Annotated in this window: 15 protein-coding genes; 6 read left to right on the top strand and 9 right to left on the bottom strand. The window is 73.1% G+C overall.

What is annotated here, in order from left to right:
* The 5 genes from J4709_RS01310 (at nt 1) to J4709_RS01290 (ending at nt 4,637) form a co-directional block, all read left to right on the top strand.
* A complete protein-coding gene (locus J4709_RS01310) occupies nt 1–801 on the top strand; it encodes an ABC transporter permease (RefSeq protein WP_208235922.1) in 801 nt (266 codons plus the stop codon).
* Nucleotides 802–839: 38 nt separating this feature from the next.
* The gene (locus J4709_RS01305; protein ID WP_208235920.1) at nt 840–1,709 is read left to right on the top strand and encodes a fumarylacetoacetate hydrolase family protein; all 870 of its coding nucleotides are present in this window, start codon (nt 840–842) and stop codon (nt 1,707–1,709) included.
* The gene (locus J4709_RS01300; protein WP_208235918.1) at nt 1,706–2,557 is read left to right on the top strand and encodes a fumarylacetoacetate hydrolase family protein; all 852 of its coding nucleotides are present in this window, start codon (nt 1,706–1,708) and stop codon (nt 2,555–2,557) included. Before J4709_RS01305 ends, J4709_RS01300 begins: the two co-directional genes overlap by 4 nt.
* Entirely contained in the window at nt 2,554–3,324 is a 771-nt protein-coding gene (locus J4709_RS01295; protein ID WP_208235916.1) for an alpha/beta hydrolase, read from the top strand. The genes J4709_RS01300 and J4709_RS01295 overlap by 4 nt, the downstream gene beginning before the upstream one ends.
* A 71-nt stretch (nt 3,325–3,395) precedes the next feature.
* Complete coding sequence (locus J4709_RS01290; protein WP_208235913.1) at nt 3,396–4,637, top strand: amidohydrolase family protein; 1,242 nt, start codon at nt 3,396–3,398, stop codon at nt 4,635–4,637.
* Between the two features lie 4 nt (nt 4,638–4,641).
* Here the strand turns inward: J4709_RS01290 and J4709_RS01285 are convergent, their stop codons facing one another.
* Complete coding sequence (locus tag J4709_RS01285) at nt 4,642–5,493, bottom strand: CPBP family intramembrane glutamic endopeptidase (RefSeq protein WP_208235902.1); 852 nt, start codon at nt 5,491–5,493, stop codon at nt 4,642–4,644.
* 43 nt (nt 5,494–5,536) lie between these two features.
* Nucleotides 5,537–6,478 carry an alpha/beta hydrolase family protein gene (locus J4709_RS01280; RefSeq protein ID WP_208235900.1) on the bottom strand — a complete coding sequence of 314 codons (942 nt, stop codon included), beginning with the start codon at nt 6,476–6,478 and terminating at the stop codon, nt 5,537–5,539.
* A gap of 79 nt (nt 6,479–6,557) precedes the next feature.
* Between J4709_RS01280 and J4709_RS01275 the strand changes: the two genes are divergently transcribed.
* Nucleotides 6,558–7,118 carry a helix-turn-helix domain-containing protein gene (locus tag J4709_RS01275; protein ID WP_208235898.1) on the top strand — a complete coding sequence of 187 codons (561 nt, stop codon included), beginning with the start codon at nt 6,558–6,560 and terminating at the stop codon, nt 7,116–7,118.
* Nucleotides 7,119–7,124: 6 nt separating this feature from the next.
* Here J4709_RS01275 and J4709_RS01270 read toward each other — a convergent pair whose 3' ends face one another.
* From J4709_RS01270 to cbiM, 7 genes are all read right to left on the bottom strand, one after another.
* Complete coding sequence (locus J4709_RS01270; protein WP_208235896.1) at nt 7,125–7,946, bottom strand: IclR family transcriptional regulator; 822 nt, start codon at nt 7,944–7,946, stop codon at nt 7,125–7,127.
* 70 nt (nt 7,947–8,016) lie between these two features.
* Entirely contained in the window at nt 8,017–9,432 is a 1,416-nt protein-coding gene (locus J4709_RS01265) for a multicopper oxidase family protein (protein ID WP_208235894.1), read from the bottom strand.
* Between the two features lie 126 nt (nt 9,433–9,558).
* On the bottom strand, nt 9,559–10,182 hold the full coding sequence (locus J4709_RS01260) for a DUF4232 domain-containing protein (protein WP_208235892.1): 624 nt from the start codon (nt 10,180–10,182) through the stop codon (nt 9,559–9,561).
* Between the two features lie 89 nt (nt 10,183–10,271).
* Nucleotides 10,272–12,797 carry an ATP-dependent Clp protease ATP-binding subunit gene (locus tag J4709_RS01255; protein WP_208235890.1) on the bottom strand — a complete coding sequence of 842 codons (2,526 nt, stop codon included), beginning with the start codon at nt 12,795–12,797 and terminating at the stop codon, nt 10,272–10,274.
* Nucleotides 12,798–12,897: 100 nt separating this feature from the next.
* A complete protein-coding gene (locus J4709_RS01250; protein WP_208235889.1) occupies nt 12,898–13,698 on the bottom strand; it encodes an energy-coupling factor ABC transporter ATP-binding protein in 801 nt (266 codons plus the stop codon).
* Complete coding sequence (cbiQ, locus tag J4709_RS01245) at nt 13,688–14,629, bottom strand: cobalt ECF transporter T component CbiQ (RefSeq protein ID WP_208235887.1); 942 nt, start codon at nt 14,627–14,629, stop codon at nt 13,688–13,690. The genes J4709_RS01250 and cbiQ overlap by 11 nt, the downstream gene beginning before the upstream one ends.
* A 40-nt stretch (nt 14,630–14,669) precedes the next feature.
* Entirely contained in the window at nt 14,670–15,749 is a 1,080-nt protein-coding gene (gene cbiM / locus J4709_RS01240) for a cobalt transporter CbiM (RefSeq protein ID WP_232382835.1), read from the bottom strand.
* Nucleotides 15,750–15,780: the final 31 nt, after the last annotated feature.

The following is a 15,780-nucleotide window of genomic DNA, read 5'->3' as shown; positions in this document are numbered from 1 at the left end:
ATGACCGCGATCTCGGTCCGGGCGGCGGGACGGCCGCGGGAGGCGGCGGCCGTCCAGCTCGTCCGCTGGGGCACCGTGGCCGCGCTGGTCGCCGCGTGGGAGGCGGTGACCCGGCTGTCCGGCGCGGGCGGCGACTACCTGACCTCGCCGAGCCGGATCGTCGCCGACGGCCTGCCGAAGGTGCTGGAGGGCGACTCGCTGACCCTCGTCGGGTACACGACGTACCGGTTCCTGGTCGCGTTCCCGGTCACCGCCGTCGCCGGGCCCGCGATCGGGCTGCTGCTCGGACGCCTCAACAAGCACGTCTACCTGGGCGGACGCGACGTCGTGTCGGTGCTTTACGCGCTGCCGATGGCGCCGCTGTACCCGCTGTTCGTGCTGTGGCTCGGCCTCGGCGACGGCTCGGAGATCGCGTTCGGCGTCATCCACGGGATCATCCCGGTGATCCTCATGACGATGACCGCGGGCGCGGCGGTCGAGCCGGCCGTGCTCGACTCCGGCCGCGCGATGGGCGCCGGGCGGCTGCGCCGGCTGCTGTTCCTCGTCGTGCCCGCCTGCCTGCCCGACATCATCGGCGCGCTCAAGATCGGCGCCGCGCTGTCGCTGCTCGGCGTGCTGCTCGCCGAGCTGATGATCTCGGTGGACGGCGTCGGCACGTTCATCTCCACCCAGATCACCAACCACGGCGCCGCCGCGCTGGACGCGATGGTCCTGGTCGTCTGCATCGGCGCGCTCGCCGTCAACGCGCTGCTGTCGGCGATCGAGAAGCGCGCCTCCCGCGGCCGTCCGGACCGCCCCTGACCTGCTCATTCACTCATCCACCGAGGAAACTGGAACGCATGCGACTGATCACTTTCGACGAGGGCCGGGTCGGCCGGCTCGACGGCGACGACGTCATCGAGCTGGACGTCCCCTCCACCCGCGCGTACTTCGAGCGCGACGGGAAGGCCGGCGAGACCGGCGAGCGGCTGAAGCTGGCGGACGTGCGGCTGCGCGCGCCGATCACGCCGAAGAAGTTCTTCCACACCGCCGGGAACTTCGCCGACCACCACGAGGAGCTCCAGGCCGTCAACTGGTCGCATCCGGTGCACAAGGGCATCGTGTTCTTCCAGAACGTCGACGCGATCATCGGCCCGGACGACCCGATCGTCTACCCCGAGCACCTCACCAAGGAGCTGGACTACGAGCTGGAGCTGGCCGTCATCATCGGCAAGCCCGGCAAGTTCTTCGGCCCGGACGAGGCGCTGGAGCACATCGCCGGCTTCACCGTTTTCAACGACATCACCGCGCGCGACATCCAGCGCCGCGAGATGGAGTCGGGCGTGTTCTCGTTCAGCAAGGCGATCGACACGTTCTGCCCGATCGGCCCGTACATCGTCACCGCCGACGAGATCGACGACATGCAGAACCTGGCGATGCAGCTGCGGGTGAACGGCGACGTCCGGCAAACCGGGCACACCAAGCAGATGCGGGTGTCGATCCCGCACCTGGTCGCCTACCACTCGCCGCAGGTCTTCAGCGCCGGCGACATCATCACCACCGGCACCGTCTCCGGCGTCGCGGCCGTGCAGCCGAACCCGTTCGACTTCTACCTGCGTCCCGGCGACGTCGTCGAGGCGGAGATCGAGGGCATCGGGACGCTGCGCAACCACGTCGTGTCCTGGCAGGACGCCCACGGCGAACCCGCCCCGGAGAAGGTCGACTGGTGAGGATCGCCAACCTCAAGGGCCGCCTGGCCGTGATCGTGGACGACGCGGCGATCGACGTGGCGGAGGCGAGCGGCGGGCGGTTCGGGGCCGACCCGCAGGCCGTCTTCGCCGAGTGGGACGCCTTCCGCGCCTGGGCCGGCGGGCTGGACGCAGCCCAGGGCGTCCCGTTCGCCGTCGAGGATCTCGGCGCGCCCGTCCCGCGGCCGTCGCAGGTGTTCGCAATCGGGATCAACTACGCCGAGCACGCCGCCGAAGCCGGATACCCGCCGGAATCGGCGCCGGTGACGTTCACGAAGTTCCCGAGCTGCCTCGCCGGGCCCGTCTGCGACGTCGAGCTGCCGTCCGAGACGGTGGACTGGGAGGTCGAGGCGGTCGTCGCGATCTCCCGGGAGGCGTACCGGGTGCGCCGCGAGGACGCCTGGGACCACGTCGCCGGCATCACCCTCGGCCAGGACCTGTCCGAGCGGACGGCGCAGCTCGCGGGCGCGAAGCCGCAGTTCAGCCTGGCCAAGTCGCATGCGAACTTCGGCCCGACCGGCCCCTGGCTGGTCACCCCCGACGCGTTCGGCGACCCCGCCGACCTGGCGATCTCGTGTCGGCTGTCCGGCGAGACGGTGCAGAGCGCGCGCACGTCGGCGATGATCTACGACGTTCCGGAGCTGGTCGTCCGGCTGTCGCGGGTCTGCCGGCTGCGCCCCGGCGACCTGGTCTTCACCGGGACGCCGCCGGGCGTCGGCAACGCCCGCACCCCGAAGCGGTTCGTCCGGCCGGGCGAGGTCCTGGTCAGCGAGCTGGAGGGGGTCGGGACGATCACGCAGCGGTTCGTCGCCGCCGGGACCGCCTCATGAGCGTGCGGGTCCTGGAAGGCGTCGAGTACGCGGCCGAGGTCGGGTACCGGCCGCTGCTGCTCGACCTCTACCTGCCTCCGGTGGACGCGGCGCCGGTCGTGCTGTTCGTGCACGGCGGCGGCTGGCAGCGCTGCACCCGCCGCGACTTCGGGCACGAGTTCGCGGGCTGGCGGCCGTCCCCGTTCGAGCGGATCGCCGAGGCCGGGTTCGCGGTCGCGTCGGTGGACTACCGGCTGTCGGGCGAGGCGCGGTACCCGGCCCAGCTCGACGACGTCCGGGCGGCGGTGGGGTGGCTGCGCGGCCACGGCGCCGAGCACGGGTTCGACGGGTCGCGGATCGTGGCGTGGGGCGAGTCGGCCGGGGCGCACCTGGCGGCGCTCGCCGCGCTCACCGGCCCGGGGATCGCGGCGGTCGTCGGCTGGTACGGGGTGTACGACCTGGCCGCGATGCCCGATCCCGGCGATCCGGCGTCGCGGGAGGCGCGGCTGCTCGGCGCACCGCCAGGCGACATCCCGGAGCTCGCCGCCGAGGCCAGCCCCGTCGCGCACGTCCACTCCGGCGCGCCGCCGTTCCAGCTCTGGCACGGGACGGCGGACCGGTTCGTGCCCATGGCGCAGAGCGAGCGGATGGCGGACGCCCTGCGCGCGGCGGGCGTACCGGTGGAGTTCCGGCAGGTCGAGGGCGCCGACCACATCTGGCGGAACGCGCCGGACGTCGCCGGGATCTTCGCGAGGTCGCTGGACTTCGCCCGTGGCGTCCGGACATGACCTGGATTACCCTGCGACTACCGCTTTGAGAAAGTGACTTTCATACATTGAAAGCTGAGAGGAGGTCCGGGATGGGCGACACCGTCTTCACCGGCGGATCGGTGTTCGACGGGACCGGCCGCGCGCCGTTCCCCGGCGAGGTCGTCGTGCGCGGCGACCGCATCGCCGCCGTCCGTCCGGGGCGCTCACCCGCACCGGACGGCGCCACCGTGATCGACTGCACGGGCGCGACCGTCATGCCGGGCCTGATCGAGGGGCACGCGCACCTGACGTTCCCGTCCGCCGTCGGGCACCTCGAACCCGGCTTCAACCCGCCGGTCGACGTGTCGTTCTTCGCGCACCCGCCGACCGCCGAAGAGCACCTCGCGCTCGCCGAGCGCAACGCCCGGATCCTCCTCGACGCGGGCTTCACCAGCGCCTATTCGGCCGGCTCGCTGACGCCGGGCAACGTCGAGGTCCGGCTCCGCGACCGGATCGCGGCGGGCGGGACGCCCGGCCCGCGGCTGCGCGCGGCGAGCTTCGAACGCGACAACAACCCCGTCCGGCACGGCGCCGAGAACACCACCCCGACGGGCGTCGCGCGCTTCATCGCCGAGCAGGCCGCGCTCGGGTTCGACTCGGTGAAGCTCCTGCTCAGCAACGACGACGTGTTCGTCCCCGGCGGCTCGATGCAGACCCAGTACACCGCCGGGCAGGCCGCGGCGGCCGGCGCGGCGGCGCGGGAGGCGGGCGTGTGGCTGAACTGCCACGCGCAGAACCCCGAGTCGATCAAGCTGGCCGTCCGCAACGGGTTCCGGTCGGTGTACCACTGCTCGTACGCCGACGAGGAGGCCCTCGACCTGCTCGAAGAGCACAAGGACGAGCTTTTCACCGCCCCCGCCGTCGGGATCATGTGGGCGAACGTCCACGAGGCCGAGGAGTTCGGTATCGACCGGGCTATGGCCGAGCGCATGGGGTCGGTCGCCCAGTTGGAGGCGCAGACCGCGCTGTACCCGGAGATGCGGCGGCGCGGCATCCGCGTCCTGCCGGGCGGCGACTACGGCTTCCCGCAGACCCCGATCGGCCGCAACGCCCGCGACCTGCAGCTGTTCGTCGACCTGTTCGGCTACACCCCGTCCGAGGCGCTCGTCGCCGCGACGAAGTGGGGCGGCGAGGTCATGGGCATGGCCGGCGAGGTAGGCGTCCTCGCGGACGGGTACCTCGCCGACCTCCTGGTCGTCCGGGGCGACCCGGCGCGGGACGTCGCCCTCCTCCAGGACCCGGCCAACCTCAAGGTGATCATGCAGGCCGGCCGGCTCCACAAGGCCCCCTAGCGGGTCACGCCCCGGCCGGGGCGGCGGCGGGGGTGCGGTAGCGGGAGCGGGCGGCCGCCAGGAGAGCGGACGCGGCGATCGCCTGGATCCCGATGATCAGCGCCATCGTCACCGGGGCGTGCACGTCCAGCAGCACCATCGTCAGGTTGCTCCCGAAGTGCACCGCCATCGACGCGACGATCCCGGCGCGCTCGTAGGCGGCGACGGTCAGCAGGCACATCGGCAGGACGCTGACGGCGAAGAGCAGGCCGCTCGGGCTCGACAGGCCCAGCTTGTGCTGCCGGCTCCCGTCGATGAAGAACAGCGGCAGGTGCCACACGGACCAGATCACGCCGAGCAGCAGCGCCGCCCGCACGCGGCCCATCGACGCGCGCATCCGCGGGAGCATCGTGCCGCGCCAGCCGGGCTCCTCCGAGAGCGGGCCGGTGAGCAGGATGCCGAACAGGAACACCGGGAGCCCGGGGGTCTTGTCCACCGCGTCCTTCGCGTCCTGCGAGGTGATCGCGGGACCGCCCGCCTGGTGCGCGATCAGCGCGCCCGCCAGCACGATCGCGGCGGCGAGCAGCAGGAGCAGCGGCGCCCAGGCCAGGGTCGCGCGGCGGGTCGCGACGGCGTGCGCGGGAGCAGGCTCGCCGCGCCGCCGACGGCGGACCCGGATTACCAGGGCGCCGATCAGCGGGCTGAACGCGCCGAGCACATAGGGCTGGTACGCGGGCGAGCCCTGGTCCTCCACCGAGCCGCCGAGCGCGATGGCCGCGGCCCAGGACACCCAGGCCAGGCCGAAGGCGATCGCGAGATAGATGATCAGGTCCCGCCGGTAGGGGGAGGCGGCGGGAGCCGGGAGCGACGTGGTCATGTGGGGGGATGCCTCTCTGGTGTTGTGCGTCGGGGGCGGGGGGTCAGGCCGTCGGCCGCTCGGCGGACGTCCCGCACGGGGCGGGGTCGAGCCGGCGGGCGAGCCAGGACGTGACGAGCGCGAGCAGGCCGGGGTCGACCGGCTCGCGCAGGAGGCGGCGGTAGGAGCGCAGGGTGTGGCGGGCGGGGTCGCGGCGCAGGACGTGCGTGAGGCCGGGGACGCGGTGGACCTCGGCCTCGCCCCGCACCAGCCCGCGGATCACGTCGAGGTCGGCGGGGTCGACCTGGAGGTCCTTCGCGCCGGTGACGGCCAGGACCGGGGCCTTGATCGCGGCCAGGTCGTCCCGGGTGTCGTGGACGAGGTTCTCCCGCAGCCAGCGGGCGTTGACGGGGAGCCCGGCGACGCGCGCCACGTCCGTGCTCGTCCTGCTGATCCGCGCGAGCACCCGGTTTCCGATCGCCCGGATCGGCCGCCGCAGCAGCCGTGCGGGCGCGGGCAGCGTCGCGAGGATCGAGCGGGCCTGCCACCGGAACGCGTCCTCGCCCGGCCGGGCGTACCCGGCGAGCAGCACGACCGCCCGCACGCCGGGCCGCGAGCCGAGGGCCATGGCGTGCAGGGCGCCCTCGCTGTGGCCGATGACGCCGACCGCGTCGGCACGGACGTCCGGGCGGGCGGCGAGCGCGTCGAGGGCGGCGGCCGCGTCCCGGCGGTTGCCGGTGAAGCCGGCGGCCTGCCAGCGGCCCGGCGTGGCGCCGGCACCGCGCCGGTCGTAGCACAGCGTCGCGATCCCGCCGGCGGCGAGCGCCGCCGCCAGCGGCGGGCCGAGGTTCACGGGGAGCCTGGGGGTGTTGCCGTCGCGGTCGAGGGGGCCGGAGCCGTGCAGGAGCAGGACGGCGGCGTGCGGGCCGGGACCGTCCGGCAGGGTCAGGGTGCCGGCAAGGCGGGTCCCGTCGTCGGCGGTGACCGTCATGTCGGTGTCGGGCAAGGGTCTCGCCTCTCACTGTTATCAGCAGTGGCAATGTTATCAACGGCGAGAACGTTATCAGCTATGAGAGCATGAGGGAGTGACGACCGCGGACCTTCTCCTCCACCCCGTCCGGCTGCGCATCCTGCAGACCCTCATCGGCGCCGGTGAGCTGACCACCGCCCAGCTGCGCGAGCGGATCCCGGACGTCCCGCCGGCCACCATGTACCGGCATGTCGCCGCCCTCGCCCAGGCCGGCATCCTCGAAGTCGCCGGGGAGCGGCCCGTCCGCGGCACCGTCGAGCGCAGCTACCGCGTCCGCCAGGAGAAGGCCCTCGTCGACGAGGACGCGCGCGCCGCGATGACCAAGGACGACCACCGGCGGGCCTTCGCCGTCTTCGCCGGCGCCGTGCTGGCCGACTTCGACCGCTACCTCTCCCGCGACGACGCCGACCCGCCCCGCGAAGGCGTCCTCTACCGGCAGGGCGCGGTCTACGTGACCGAGGAGGAGTTCGCCGACCTCGTCGACGAGCTGGAGGCCGTCGTCGCCCGCCGCGCCCGCACCGGACCCGGCGACGGCCGCGCCCGGCACATCATCAGCCTCGTCCTCGTCCCCGACAAGGACGGCGAGGCGGGCGAGGAGGCCGCGAGCGGGCCGTGAGGCGGGTCAGCGGCCGCCGAGGAGCAGGGTGATCTCGGCGCACGTCCGCAGCACGAGCGGGCGGATCTCCTCCAGCAGCCGCGCCGTCGACACCTCCGTGGCCGGCACCGCCACGTTCACCGCGGCGGCCACCGCGCCCGACGCGTCCCGGACGGGCCCCGCCACCGACCGCAGCCCGTAGGCCAGCTCCTCGTCCTGCACCGCCCAGCCGCGCTCGCGGATCTCCGCCAGCGCGGGCCGCAGCTCGTCCGGCGAGGCCAGGGCGTTCGGGCCCGCCGTCCCGGCGAACGACGCGCCGGTCAGCACGCGGTCCAGCTCGGCGCCGTCCAGCTGGGCGAGCAGCAGCTTGCCCATGGACGTGCGGACGGCCGGGAGCCGCGACCCGACCTGGATGTTCGCCGTCACCAGGTCGTTGTTGCGCAGCCTGACCAGGTACAGGACGTGGTCGCCGGACAGCACGCCGAGGTTCGCCGTCTGCCCGGTCGCCTCGACGAGCCGGCGCAGCGGCCCCTCGGCGAGCTGCACGAGGTCGAGGCTGCGCAGCGCGGAGAAGCCGAGCGTGAGCACCTTCGGCGCCGGCCGGTACGCGCCGTCCGGCAGCTGCTCGAGGAACCCCTCGGCGGCCAGCGTGGCCGCCATCCGGAACGCGGTCGGCATCGGCAGGCCGGTCTCGGCGACGATGTCGGTCAGCTTCATCGCGGGCCGCTGCTCGGAGAACAGCCCGAGGATGCGCAGCCCCTTCGCGAGCGCCTCCACGTGGTAGGCGCCCTTCGGACGGGCGGCGCCGGCGCCGGTCCGGCGGGGCGTCGTCGGGTCACGCGGCGGCAACTCGGACTCGCTTTCTGCGCACGGGGACTGCCGCCTCATCGTAGTCAGCCCGGCGGCGCGTCCGCGCACCTCAGCGATGGCGGGCGACGCGGAACCGGCCCATCATGCCCATCGAGGAATGGTCGATGACGTGGCAGTGGTAGACGTAGTCGCCGCTGTAGCGGGGGTCGAACGACACGCGGATCCGCACGGACCCGCCGGGCGGCAGCATCACGGTGTCCTTGAGGCCGCGTTCGGTGGGCAGCGGCGGGCCGCCATTGCGGTCCAGCACCCGGAAGGCCGCGAGATGGACATGGAAATTGTGCTCGATCACCTGGTTGTCGTTGACGATCCGCCATGTCTCGGTGGCGCCGCGCGCGACGGTGAAATCGATCCTGGCGGGGTCGAACGCGCGGCCGTTGATGAATCCCATGCCGGTTCTCTCGTCCATCGAGAGCCGGAACTCCCTGGTCACGGTGGTGGGACGCAGGGTGGGCAGGGCGGTGAGCCGTTCCGGGACGCGGCTGCCGTCACGGACGCGACCGCACACGTCGAAGCGGAGAACGGCGTCCGTCGCCGGGTGCGTGGAGAAACCGTTGCGGAGCACGATCCGCGTGCCGGGCGCGTATCTGGAGAAGTCCACGACGATGTCGGCGCGCTCCCCCGGCGACAGCGGAAGCTCGGTGGTGGTCAGCGGAGCCGGGAGAAGCCCCCGGTCGGTGGCGATCTGCTGGAACGCGTCGCCCGTCGACAACCGCACCTTGAAGAACCGCATGTTCGCGGCGTTCAGCAGCCGCAGCCGGTATTTGCGGGCCGCGACGCGAAAGTAGGGCTGCGGGCGGCCGTTGACGAGAATGGTGGTGCGCCCGGCGAAGTCCCCGGGAATGTAGACGAGCCTGCCGTCGGCGCCGAAACGGGCGTCCTTCAGCACGATCGGCACGTCGAAGCGTCCGCTGGGGAGCCCGAGCGCCGCCTCGTGGCGGTCGTGCAACACGTAGGTCCCGGCCAGCCCCCGGTACACGTGCTCGGACTCCAGATGGTGCGCGTGGTCGTGGTACCAGAGCGTCGCCGCGCGCTGCCGGTCCGGATAGTGGTAGCGCCTCGCGGTGCCCGGCGCGACCAGGTCCATCGGGCCACCGTCGTCCTCCGGCCACACCTCGCCGCCGTGCAGGTGCACCGTCGTCGGCCCGCCTAGGCGGTTCACGTACTCGACCACCGCACGTCGCCCCGCGCGCGCCCGGATCGTCGGACCGGGAAACGCGCCGTTGTACGCGAGCACCGGCGTCCGCACACCGGGCAGGATCTCCGCCCACGCGGGCGCCGCGACGAGCCGGTAGAGATCGGCGTCCCGAGTCGACCGCACCGGCCGCGCCTCGACGGGCACGGTCATCGGCACCGAGAACGCGACCGGCACACCCTCCGCCGCACCCCGCCGCCCCGCCAGCACCGGCGCCACAACCCCGCCCACCGACATCCACAGCACCGCCCTGCGGTCGAGCAGCCCCATCCGTCCCCCGTCCCCGCCGCGCCGCCCGGCTCCGATCGGGGCGTCCCCGGACGGGTCACCCCGAAACGATCAGCGGCCGGACCGGGAGAAACGTGGAGAGACCGTGCCGGAACCTTGGCGCCGCCGTCAGTGGGGGGCGGGGCCGGGGCGGAGGGGGGTCGTCGAGACGTGGCCGTCGCCGCAGACCACGCCCTGGTTCCAGGTGATGGCGAGGTGGGCGCGCTCGTCGGGCGGGGTGATCCAGGCCAGTTGCGGCAGCGGGGCGCAGGCCCCGTGGGCGGGCTCGCGCGCGCCCGGGACGACGGTCCACTGCAGCCGCGCGTACGCGCTGCCGCCGGGACGCAGGACGATCGTCTGCGGGCCGGGCGGGGCGAGCCGTTCGAGGTTCGTGCGGATCGGATGGTCGGACGCCGTCAGCAGCAGCATCCCGACGTAGCCGCGGACGTGGCAGGCCGCGCCCGAGGCGTTCGTCAAGGTGAGGAACGCGAAGCGCTGCCCGGCGGCCGGGCCCGCGGTGGTGATGCGGGCTCTCAGCTCGTGCGTGCGGCAGCGTCCCGATCCTGCGGGGGACGCGGTCGGGGTCGGCGGAGGGGTTCTGCTCGTCGTGGGCGGCGCCGGGGCCGTCGTGCGGCTCGGGGGCGGCGCGGCGGTCGGCCCGCCGCCGCCTCCTCCTCCCCCGCAGGCGCACAGCGCGGCGGCAGCGGCGGTGAGGGCGAGCGCGTACGCCGGCCGGACGGCACGCAACGGCATGTGCCTTATATGCCCGATGCGGCGCCGCCGTTCACCCGCGGCGGGCCGTCCTCATGCGGCCGCGCGCCCGCCGCGCGCCCACGGAACCGTCACCGCGAGGTGACGCTGTCGGCGGGCGTCGCCGACGTGGACACGTCGAACTGCAGGCCGCCGGGCGCCGCGGACACCTCCACGTGCCGGCCGTGCTCCAGGTCGCCGGACAGCAGCAGGTCCGACAGCTGGTCGTCCACCTCCCGCTGGATGGTGCGGCGCAGCGGGCGGGCGCCGAACTCCGGCTGGTGGCCGCGCTCGGCGATCCAGTCGACGGCCTCCGGCGTGAACGACACGGTGACGTCCTGGGCGCGCAGCCGGCGGCGCGTCTCGTCCAGCAGCAGGTCGGTGATCTGCCGCAGCTGCCCGGCCTCCAGCCGCCGGAACACGATGATCTCGTCGATCCGGTTGAGGAACTCGGGCCGGAACGACTCGCGCAGCCGCCGCATGATCCGGTCGCGCAGCCCGGTGTCCTCGCCGTCCCGGCCGCCGAACCCGATCTCGGTCTGCCCGGTGATCAGGTCGGAGCCGAGGTTGCTCGTCATGATCACCACGGTGTTGCGGAAGTCGACGGTGCGGCCCTGCGCGTCGGTGAGCCGGCCGTCGTCGAGCAGCTGCAGCAGGACGTTGAACACGTCCTGGTGCGCCTTCTCGATCTCGTCCAGCAGGATCACCGAGTACGGCTGGCGGCGGACGGCGTCGGTGAGCTGCCCCGCCTCCTCGTAGCCGACGTATCCGGGCGGCGCGCCCATCAGCCGGCTGACGGTGTGCCGCTCCTGGAACTCGCTCATGTCGAACCGGATCATCCGGTCCTGGCTGCCGAACAGCGCCTCCGCGAGCGCCTTGGCCAGCTCGGTCTTGCCGACGCCGGTCGGGCCGAGGAACAGGAACCCGCCGATCGGACGGTCCGGGTCGCCCATCCCCGCGCGGGACCGCCGGACGGCCCGCGCGACCGCCGCGACCGCGTCCTCCTGGCCGATGACGCGCTGGTGCAGGTGCTCCTCCAGCCGCGACAGCCGCTCCCGCTCCGCCTGCGTCAGCTGCGTCACCGGCACGCCGGAGATCCGCGACACGACCTCCGCGATGTCCTCGGTCGTCACCTCCGGGACGCCGACCGGCTCGTGGTCGTCGCGCATCCCGGCGAGGTCGGTCTGCAGCCGGCCGATCTCGTCGCGCAGCTCCTTGGCCTTCTCGTAGTCCTCGTCGGCGACCGCCTGGTCCTTCTCGCGGCGCCGCCGGTCGAGCCGGTCCTCCAGCTCGCGGCGCCCGCCGTCGCGCGTGCCGGACCGCAGCCGCACCCGCGCGCCCGCCTGGTCGATCAGGTCGATCGCCTTGTCCGGCAGGAACCGGTCCGTCAGGTACCGGCTGGACAGGTCGACCGCCGCGACCAGCGACTCGTCGGTGTAGCGGACCTGGTGGTGCGCCTCGTACCGGTCGCGGAGCCCGCGCAGGATCTCGATGCTGTCGTCGGTGGACGGCTCCGGCACCATGATCGGCTGGAACCGGCGCTCCAGCGCCGCGTCCTTCTCGATGTTGCGCCGGTACTCGTCCACCGTCGTCGCGCCGACCACGTGCAGCTCGCCGCGCGCCAGCGCCGGCTTCAGCATGTTCCCGGCGCTCATCGCGCCCTCCGCGCCGCCCGCCCCGACGAGCGTGTGGATCTCGTCGATGAACACCACCAGCTCGTCGGCGTGCCCGCGGATCTCGTCGACGACCTTCTTCAGCCGCTCCTCGAAGTCGCCCCGGTACCGGGTGCCCGCGACGACGCCGGACAGGTCCAGCTGGACGATCCGCTTGTTGCGCAGGGTCTCCGGGATGTCGTCGTCGACGATCCGCTGCGCGAGGCCCTCCGCGATCGCGGTCTTGCCGACGCCAGGGTCGCCGATCAGCACGGGGTTGTTCTTCGTGCGCCGCGACAGGACCTCGACGGTCTCCTCGATCTCGTCGTCCCGGCCGATCACCGGGTCGATCCGGCCCTCCCGGGCCAGCGCCGTCAGGTCGCGGCCGAACTCGTCCAGCGTCGGGGTGCCGGTCTGGCCGTCGCCGCCGTTCGCCGGGGGCTGGCCGCCACCGCCGCCCGCCGCCGACTTCAGCGAGTCCGGCGTGACGTGCGCCGCGTCCAGGATGCGCCCCGCGCTCGACCCGCGGTCCAGCGCCAGCGCGAACAGCAGGTGCTCGGGGCCGATGTAGGACGACCCGAGCGCCCGCGACACCTGGTGCGAGTCCAGCAGCGCGCGCTTGGCGGCCGGGGTCAGCTCCGGCTGGACCTCGCGCGGATCGCCCCGGTACGCGTGGTTCTCGATCTCGTGCTGGATCGCGTCCGGGTCCGCGCCGGCGCGCTCCAGCCAGTGCCGGGTGCCCTGCTGCCGCGTCGCCGCCCACAGCAGGTGGTCGGCGTCCAGGTCGCGGCTGCCCCACTGCGCGGCCTGCGTCGCCGCGTCCCGGACGAGCTCGCGCGCGGGCTCGCTCATCAGCCGGGCGAGGTTGATCCGCTCGGTCGGCCGGCGATGCGCCCGCGTCCCGAAGAACCGGGCGAGCATCTCCTCGAAGGGGTCCATCCCGCCGGATCCGTACCACGCCGTCATTGAGAACCTCCCGTCCCCGTGCTCCGGTCCCACGATGGCAACGAGTGGACCGTGCCCGCGCGCACTCTCCGGAAACCCCAGGTGGCGGGAGGGAAGCGGGCTAGGGGAGGCGGGAGCCGGGGTGGATGAGGTTGACCGACAGCAGCAGCTCCCGGTCGGCCAGGACGTCGGCCGGCGTCCCCTCGGCGACGATCTTGTGCTCCTCGGAGAACACCACGCACCGGTCGGCGATGCGCGGCAGAACGTCCAGGTCGTGCGTCGCGTGGACGATCGTCTTGCCGGCCGCGCCGAGCTGCTCGATCAGGTCGGTGAGCCAGTACTGCGAGCGCGGGTCGAGCGCGGCGGTCGGCTCGTCGAACAGCAGCACCTCGGGGTTCGTGGCCAGCACCGACGCGATCGCGACCCGCTTCTTCTGCCCGCCGGACAGCTGGAACGGCGCCCGGTCGGCGAGCGCCGCGATGTCCAGCATCGCGATCACCTCGTCGACCCGGGCGGACGCCTCGTCCGGGCTCAGCCCCAGCTGGAGCGGCCCGAACGCGATCTCCTCCCGCACGTTCGGGGAGAACACCTGCGCGTCGGAGTTCTGGAACACGAACCCGACCCTGGACCGGAACGCCTGCGAGAACTGCTCGTCCTCCAGCGTGTCCTCGGTGACCGGGTGGCCGAACGCCGTGAACTCGCCCGAGCTCGGGAAGACCAGCCCGTCCAGCAGCTTGAGCAGCGTGGACTTGCCGCAGCCGTTCGCGCCGAGCAGCGCGACGCGCTCGCCGGACCAGACCGTCAGCGACACCCCGTCCAGCGCCGGATAGCGGTCCAGATAGGAGTAGCGGACGTCGCGGCACTCGAAGGTCGCGTCGGCGGTGGCGGTGGAGTGCGGTGCGGTCCGCGGTTCAGCTTCCAAGGAGACGGTCCCCGATGAGAATCGCCGCGGCGAGCGCGGCGCAGCAGAGGGCGGCGGCGATGTCGAGGCCGGTCAGCCGGAACGACTGGAGCGTCTTGGCGTCGCCGCGGTAGCCGCGCGCCGTCATCGCCTGGTGCACCTCTTCCGACAGTTGGTTCGCCTTGCCGAACAGCGCGCCGCCGCTGGCGCCGAGGAAGGCGCGGGCGCCGCCGTCGTGCTTGGCCGCCCCGATGGTACGGGACGTCCGCGCCTGGTACATGTCGGTGACGGTGTTGAGCAGCAGGAAGATGTACCGGTACGCCATCCCGATGATCAGGATGAAGATCCGCGGGACGCCGACCGAGCGCAGCGCCGCCAGCAGCCGCACCCACGGCGTCGTCAGGGTCAGCAGCACCACCAGCGAGATCGACACCGCGACCCGGCTGACGATCAGGCCCGCCGACGTCAGGCCCTGGCTGGTGAACCCTTCCGCGCGGCCGTGCCAGTGCCACAGCGTCAGGACCACGTCCCCGTGCGTCACGACGGACAGCGTCGCGGGCAGCACCATGATCCCGGTGAAGATCGGCACGAACAGCCAGACCCGCTTGATGAAGAACCCGACCGGCAGCCGCGACGCCGCCGCGAGCCCCAGCGCGACCGCGTACACGGCGACGAGCGTCGGGATGTTGCGCGCCAGCCCCGCGGCGACCAGCAGCACGACGACCGACAGGAACTTCACCCGCGGGTCGAGCCGCTGCAGCAGGCCGTCCTGCCGCGCCGTGTCGTCGCTGAACATCACCTGGCGCAGCAGCCCCGCGCCGCCGTTCAGCGTCTTGCGCAGGTAGCTGCCCTTCTTGCGCTTGCCGATGCAGCCGCACGGGCACATCGCCAGCTCGCTCTGCAGCAGCCACTGCGGCACCTGCACCCGCTCGGAGACGACCTGCTCGCTCATGACTTCACCTCCCGAGGGGGGACGACTCGGTTCGCGGCGCTCACGACTGCTGCGCCGTCTCTTGCCGCTGGGACGCCCCGCGCCGTCCGGCGACCCAGCGGACCGCCATCGTGATCAGGAAGATCGCGGCGCCGACGATCGCGATGCCGACGACGGCGGACACGATGTAGCCGACCGTCGGATGCGCGTCCGAGGTGAAGTCGTAGCCGTTGAACAGGGCGTGGTGCCAGAAGCCGTTGTACTTGTTCAGTCCGCTCGGCACCGCCGACAGGCCGTACTTGTGCAGGTCGAGGTCCTCGGGGGCGTCCTCGCCGAACGCGCCGCCGGGCGCCAGCAGGCCGAGCGGGGTCAGCACGGCCATCACCGCGACGGCGCCGAGCGCCACGTGCAGCGGCCGGAAGCGGCGCGGCGCGCGGGCCTTCTCGCCGTCCGAGGCGATGCCGCCGTGGTTGACGCGCAGCAGCGGGAGGTTGGCGCGCTGCAGGTAGGCCACGACGCCGCCGGTCAGGATGCCCTCGGCGATGCCCGCGATGGTCAGGTGCGCCAGCATCATCGCCGGGATCGTCTGCGACAGGTGGTACGGCGCGTACAGCGGCGCGCCCGCCGAGTTGTGGAACAGGTCGGGCTGGAGGCCGAACTCGATCGCCGCCGCGAACGCCGCCGCGTTGATCCCCGCGTACCCGCCGACGGCCGCCGCGAGCGCCCGGCGCGGCGCGGTCAGCTCGGACCGCCCGGCGATCAGCTTGTAGACGCCGTAGCCGACGAACGGCGCGAGGACGGCCATGTTCGCGCAGTTGAAGCCGAACGCGAGCACGCCGCCGTCGCCGAACAGCAGGGCCTGGAAGCCCAGTGCCACGCTGACCGCGAGCACCGCCGCCCACGGTCCCAGCAAGATCGCGATGATGGTGGCGCCGATCGCGTGCGCGGTGGTGCCGTCCGGGATCGGGATGTTGAACATCATCACCAGGAAGCTGACGGCGGCCAGCACCGCCAGCGTCGGCACGTGCCGGTTGCGGACCACGCGCTGCACGCGGCGGACCGCGACCGCCCAGGCCGGCACGGCGATGACGTAGCCCACCGCGCAGGTCTGCGGACTGAGGTACCCGTCCGGAATGTGCATGCCCACCCACTCACGCTCAACGACGCACAGA

The sequence above is a fragment of the Actinomadura violacea genome (assembly GCF_017573465.1).
GTDB lineage: Bacteria > Actinomycetota > Actinomycetes > Streptosporangiales > Streptosporangiaceae > Spirillospora > Spirillospora violacea.
This window is presented reverse-complemented; position numbering and strand designations above follow the sequence as displayed.

What these genes read in the sequence shown, in the direction of transcription:
- J4709_RS01310 (WP_208235922.1), top strand. Translation starts at nt 1, where the DNA reads ATGACCGCGATCTCGGTCCGGGCGGCGGGACGGCCGCGGGAGGCGGCG.
- J4709_RS01305 (WP_208235920.1), top strand. Translation starts at nt 840, where the DNA reads ATGCGACTGATCACTTTCGACGAGGGCCGGGTCGGCCGGCTCGACGGC.
- J4709_RS01295 (WP_208235916.1), top strand. Translation starts at nt 2,554, where the DNA reads ATGAGCGTGCGGGTCCTGGAAGGCGTCGAGTACGCGGCCGAGGTCGGG.
- J4709_RS01290 (WP_208235913.1), top strand. Translation starts at nt 3,396, where the DNA reads ATGGGCGACACCGTCTTCACCGGCGGATCGGTGTTCGACGGGACCGGC.
- J4709_RS01285 (WP_208235902.1), bottom strand. Translation starts at nt 5,493, where the DNA reads ATGACCACGTCGCTCCCGGCTCCCGCCGCCTCCCCCTACCGGCGGGAC.
- J4709_RS01265 (WP_208235894.1), bottom strand. Translation starts at nt 9,432, where the DNA reads ATGGGGCTGCTCGACCGCAGGGCGGTGCTGTGGATGTCGGTGGGCGGG.
- J4709_RS01260 (WP_208235892.1), bottom strand. Translation starts at nt 10,182, where the DNA reads ATGCCGTTGCGTGCCGTCCGGCCGGCGTACGCGCTCGCCCTCACCGCC.
- J4709_RS01255 (WP_208235890.1), bottom strand. Translation starts at nt 12,797, where the DNA reads ATGACGGCGTGGTACGGATCCGGCGGGATGGACCCCTTCGAGGAGATG.
- cbiQ (WP_208235887.1), bottom strand. Translation starts at nt 14,629, where the DNA reads ATGAGCGAGCAGGTCGTCTCCGAGCGGGTGCAGGTGCCGCAGTGGCTG.
- cbiM (WP_232382835.1), bottom strand. Translation starts at nt 15,749, where the DNA reads ATGCACATTCCGGACGGGTACCTCAGTCCGCAGACCTGCGCGGTGGGC.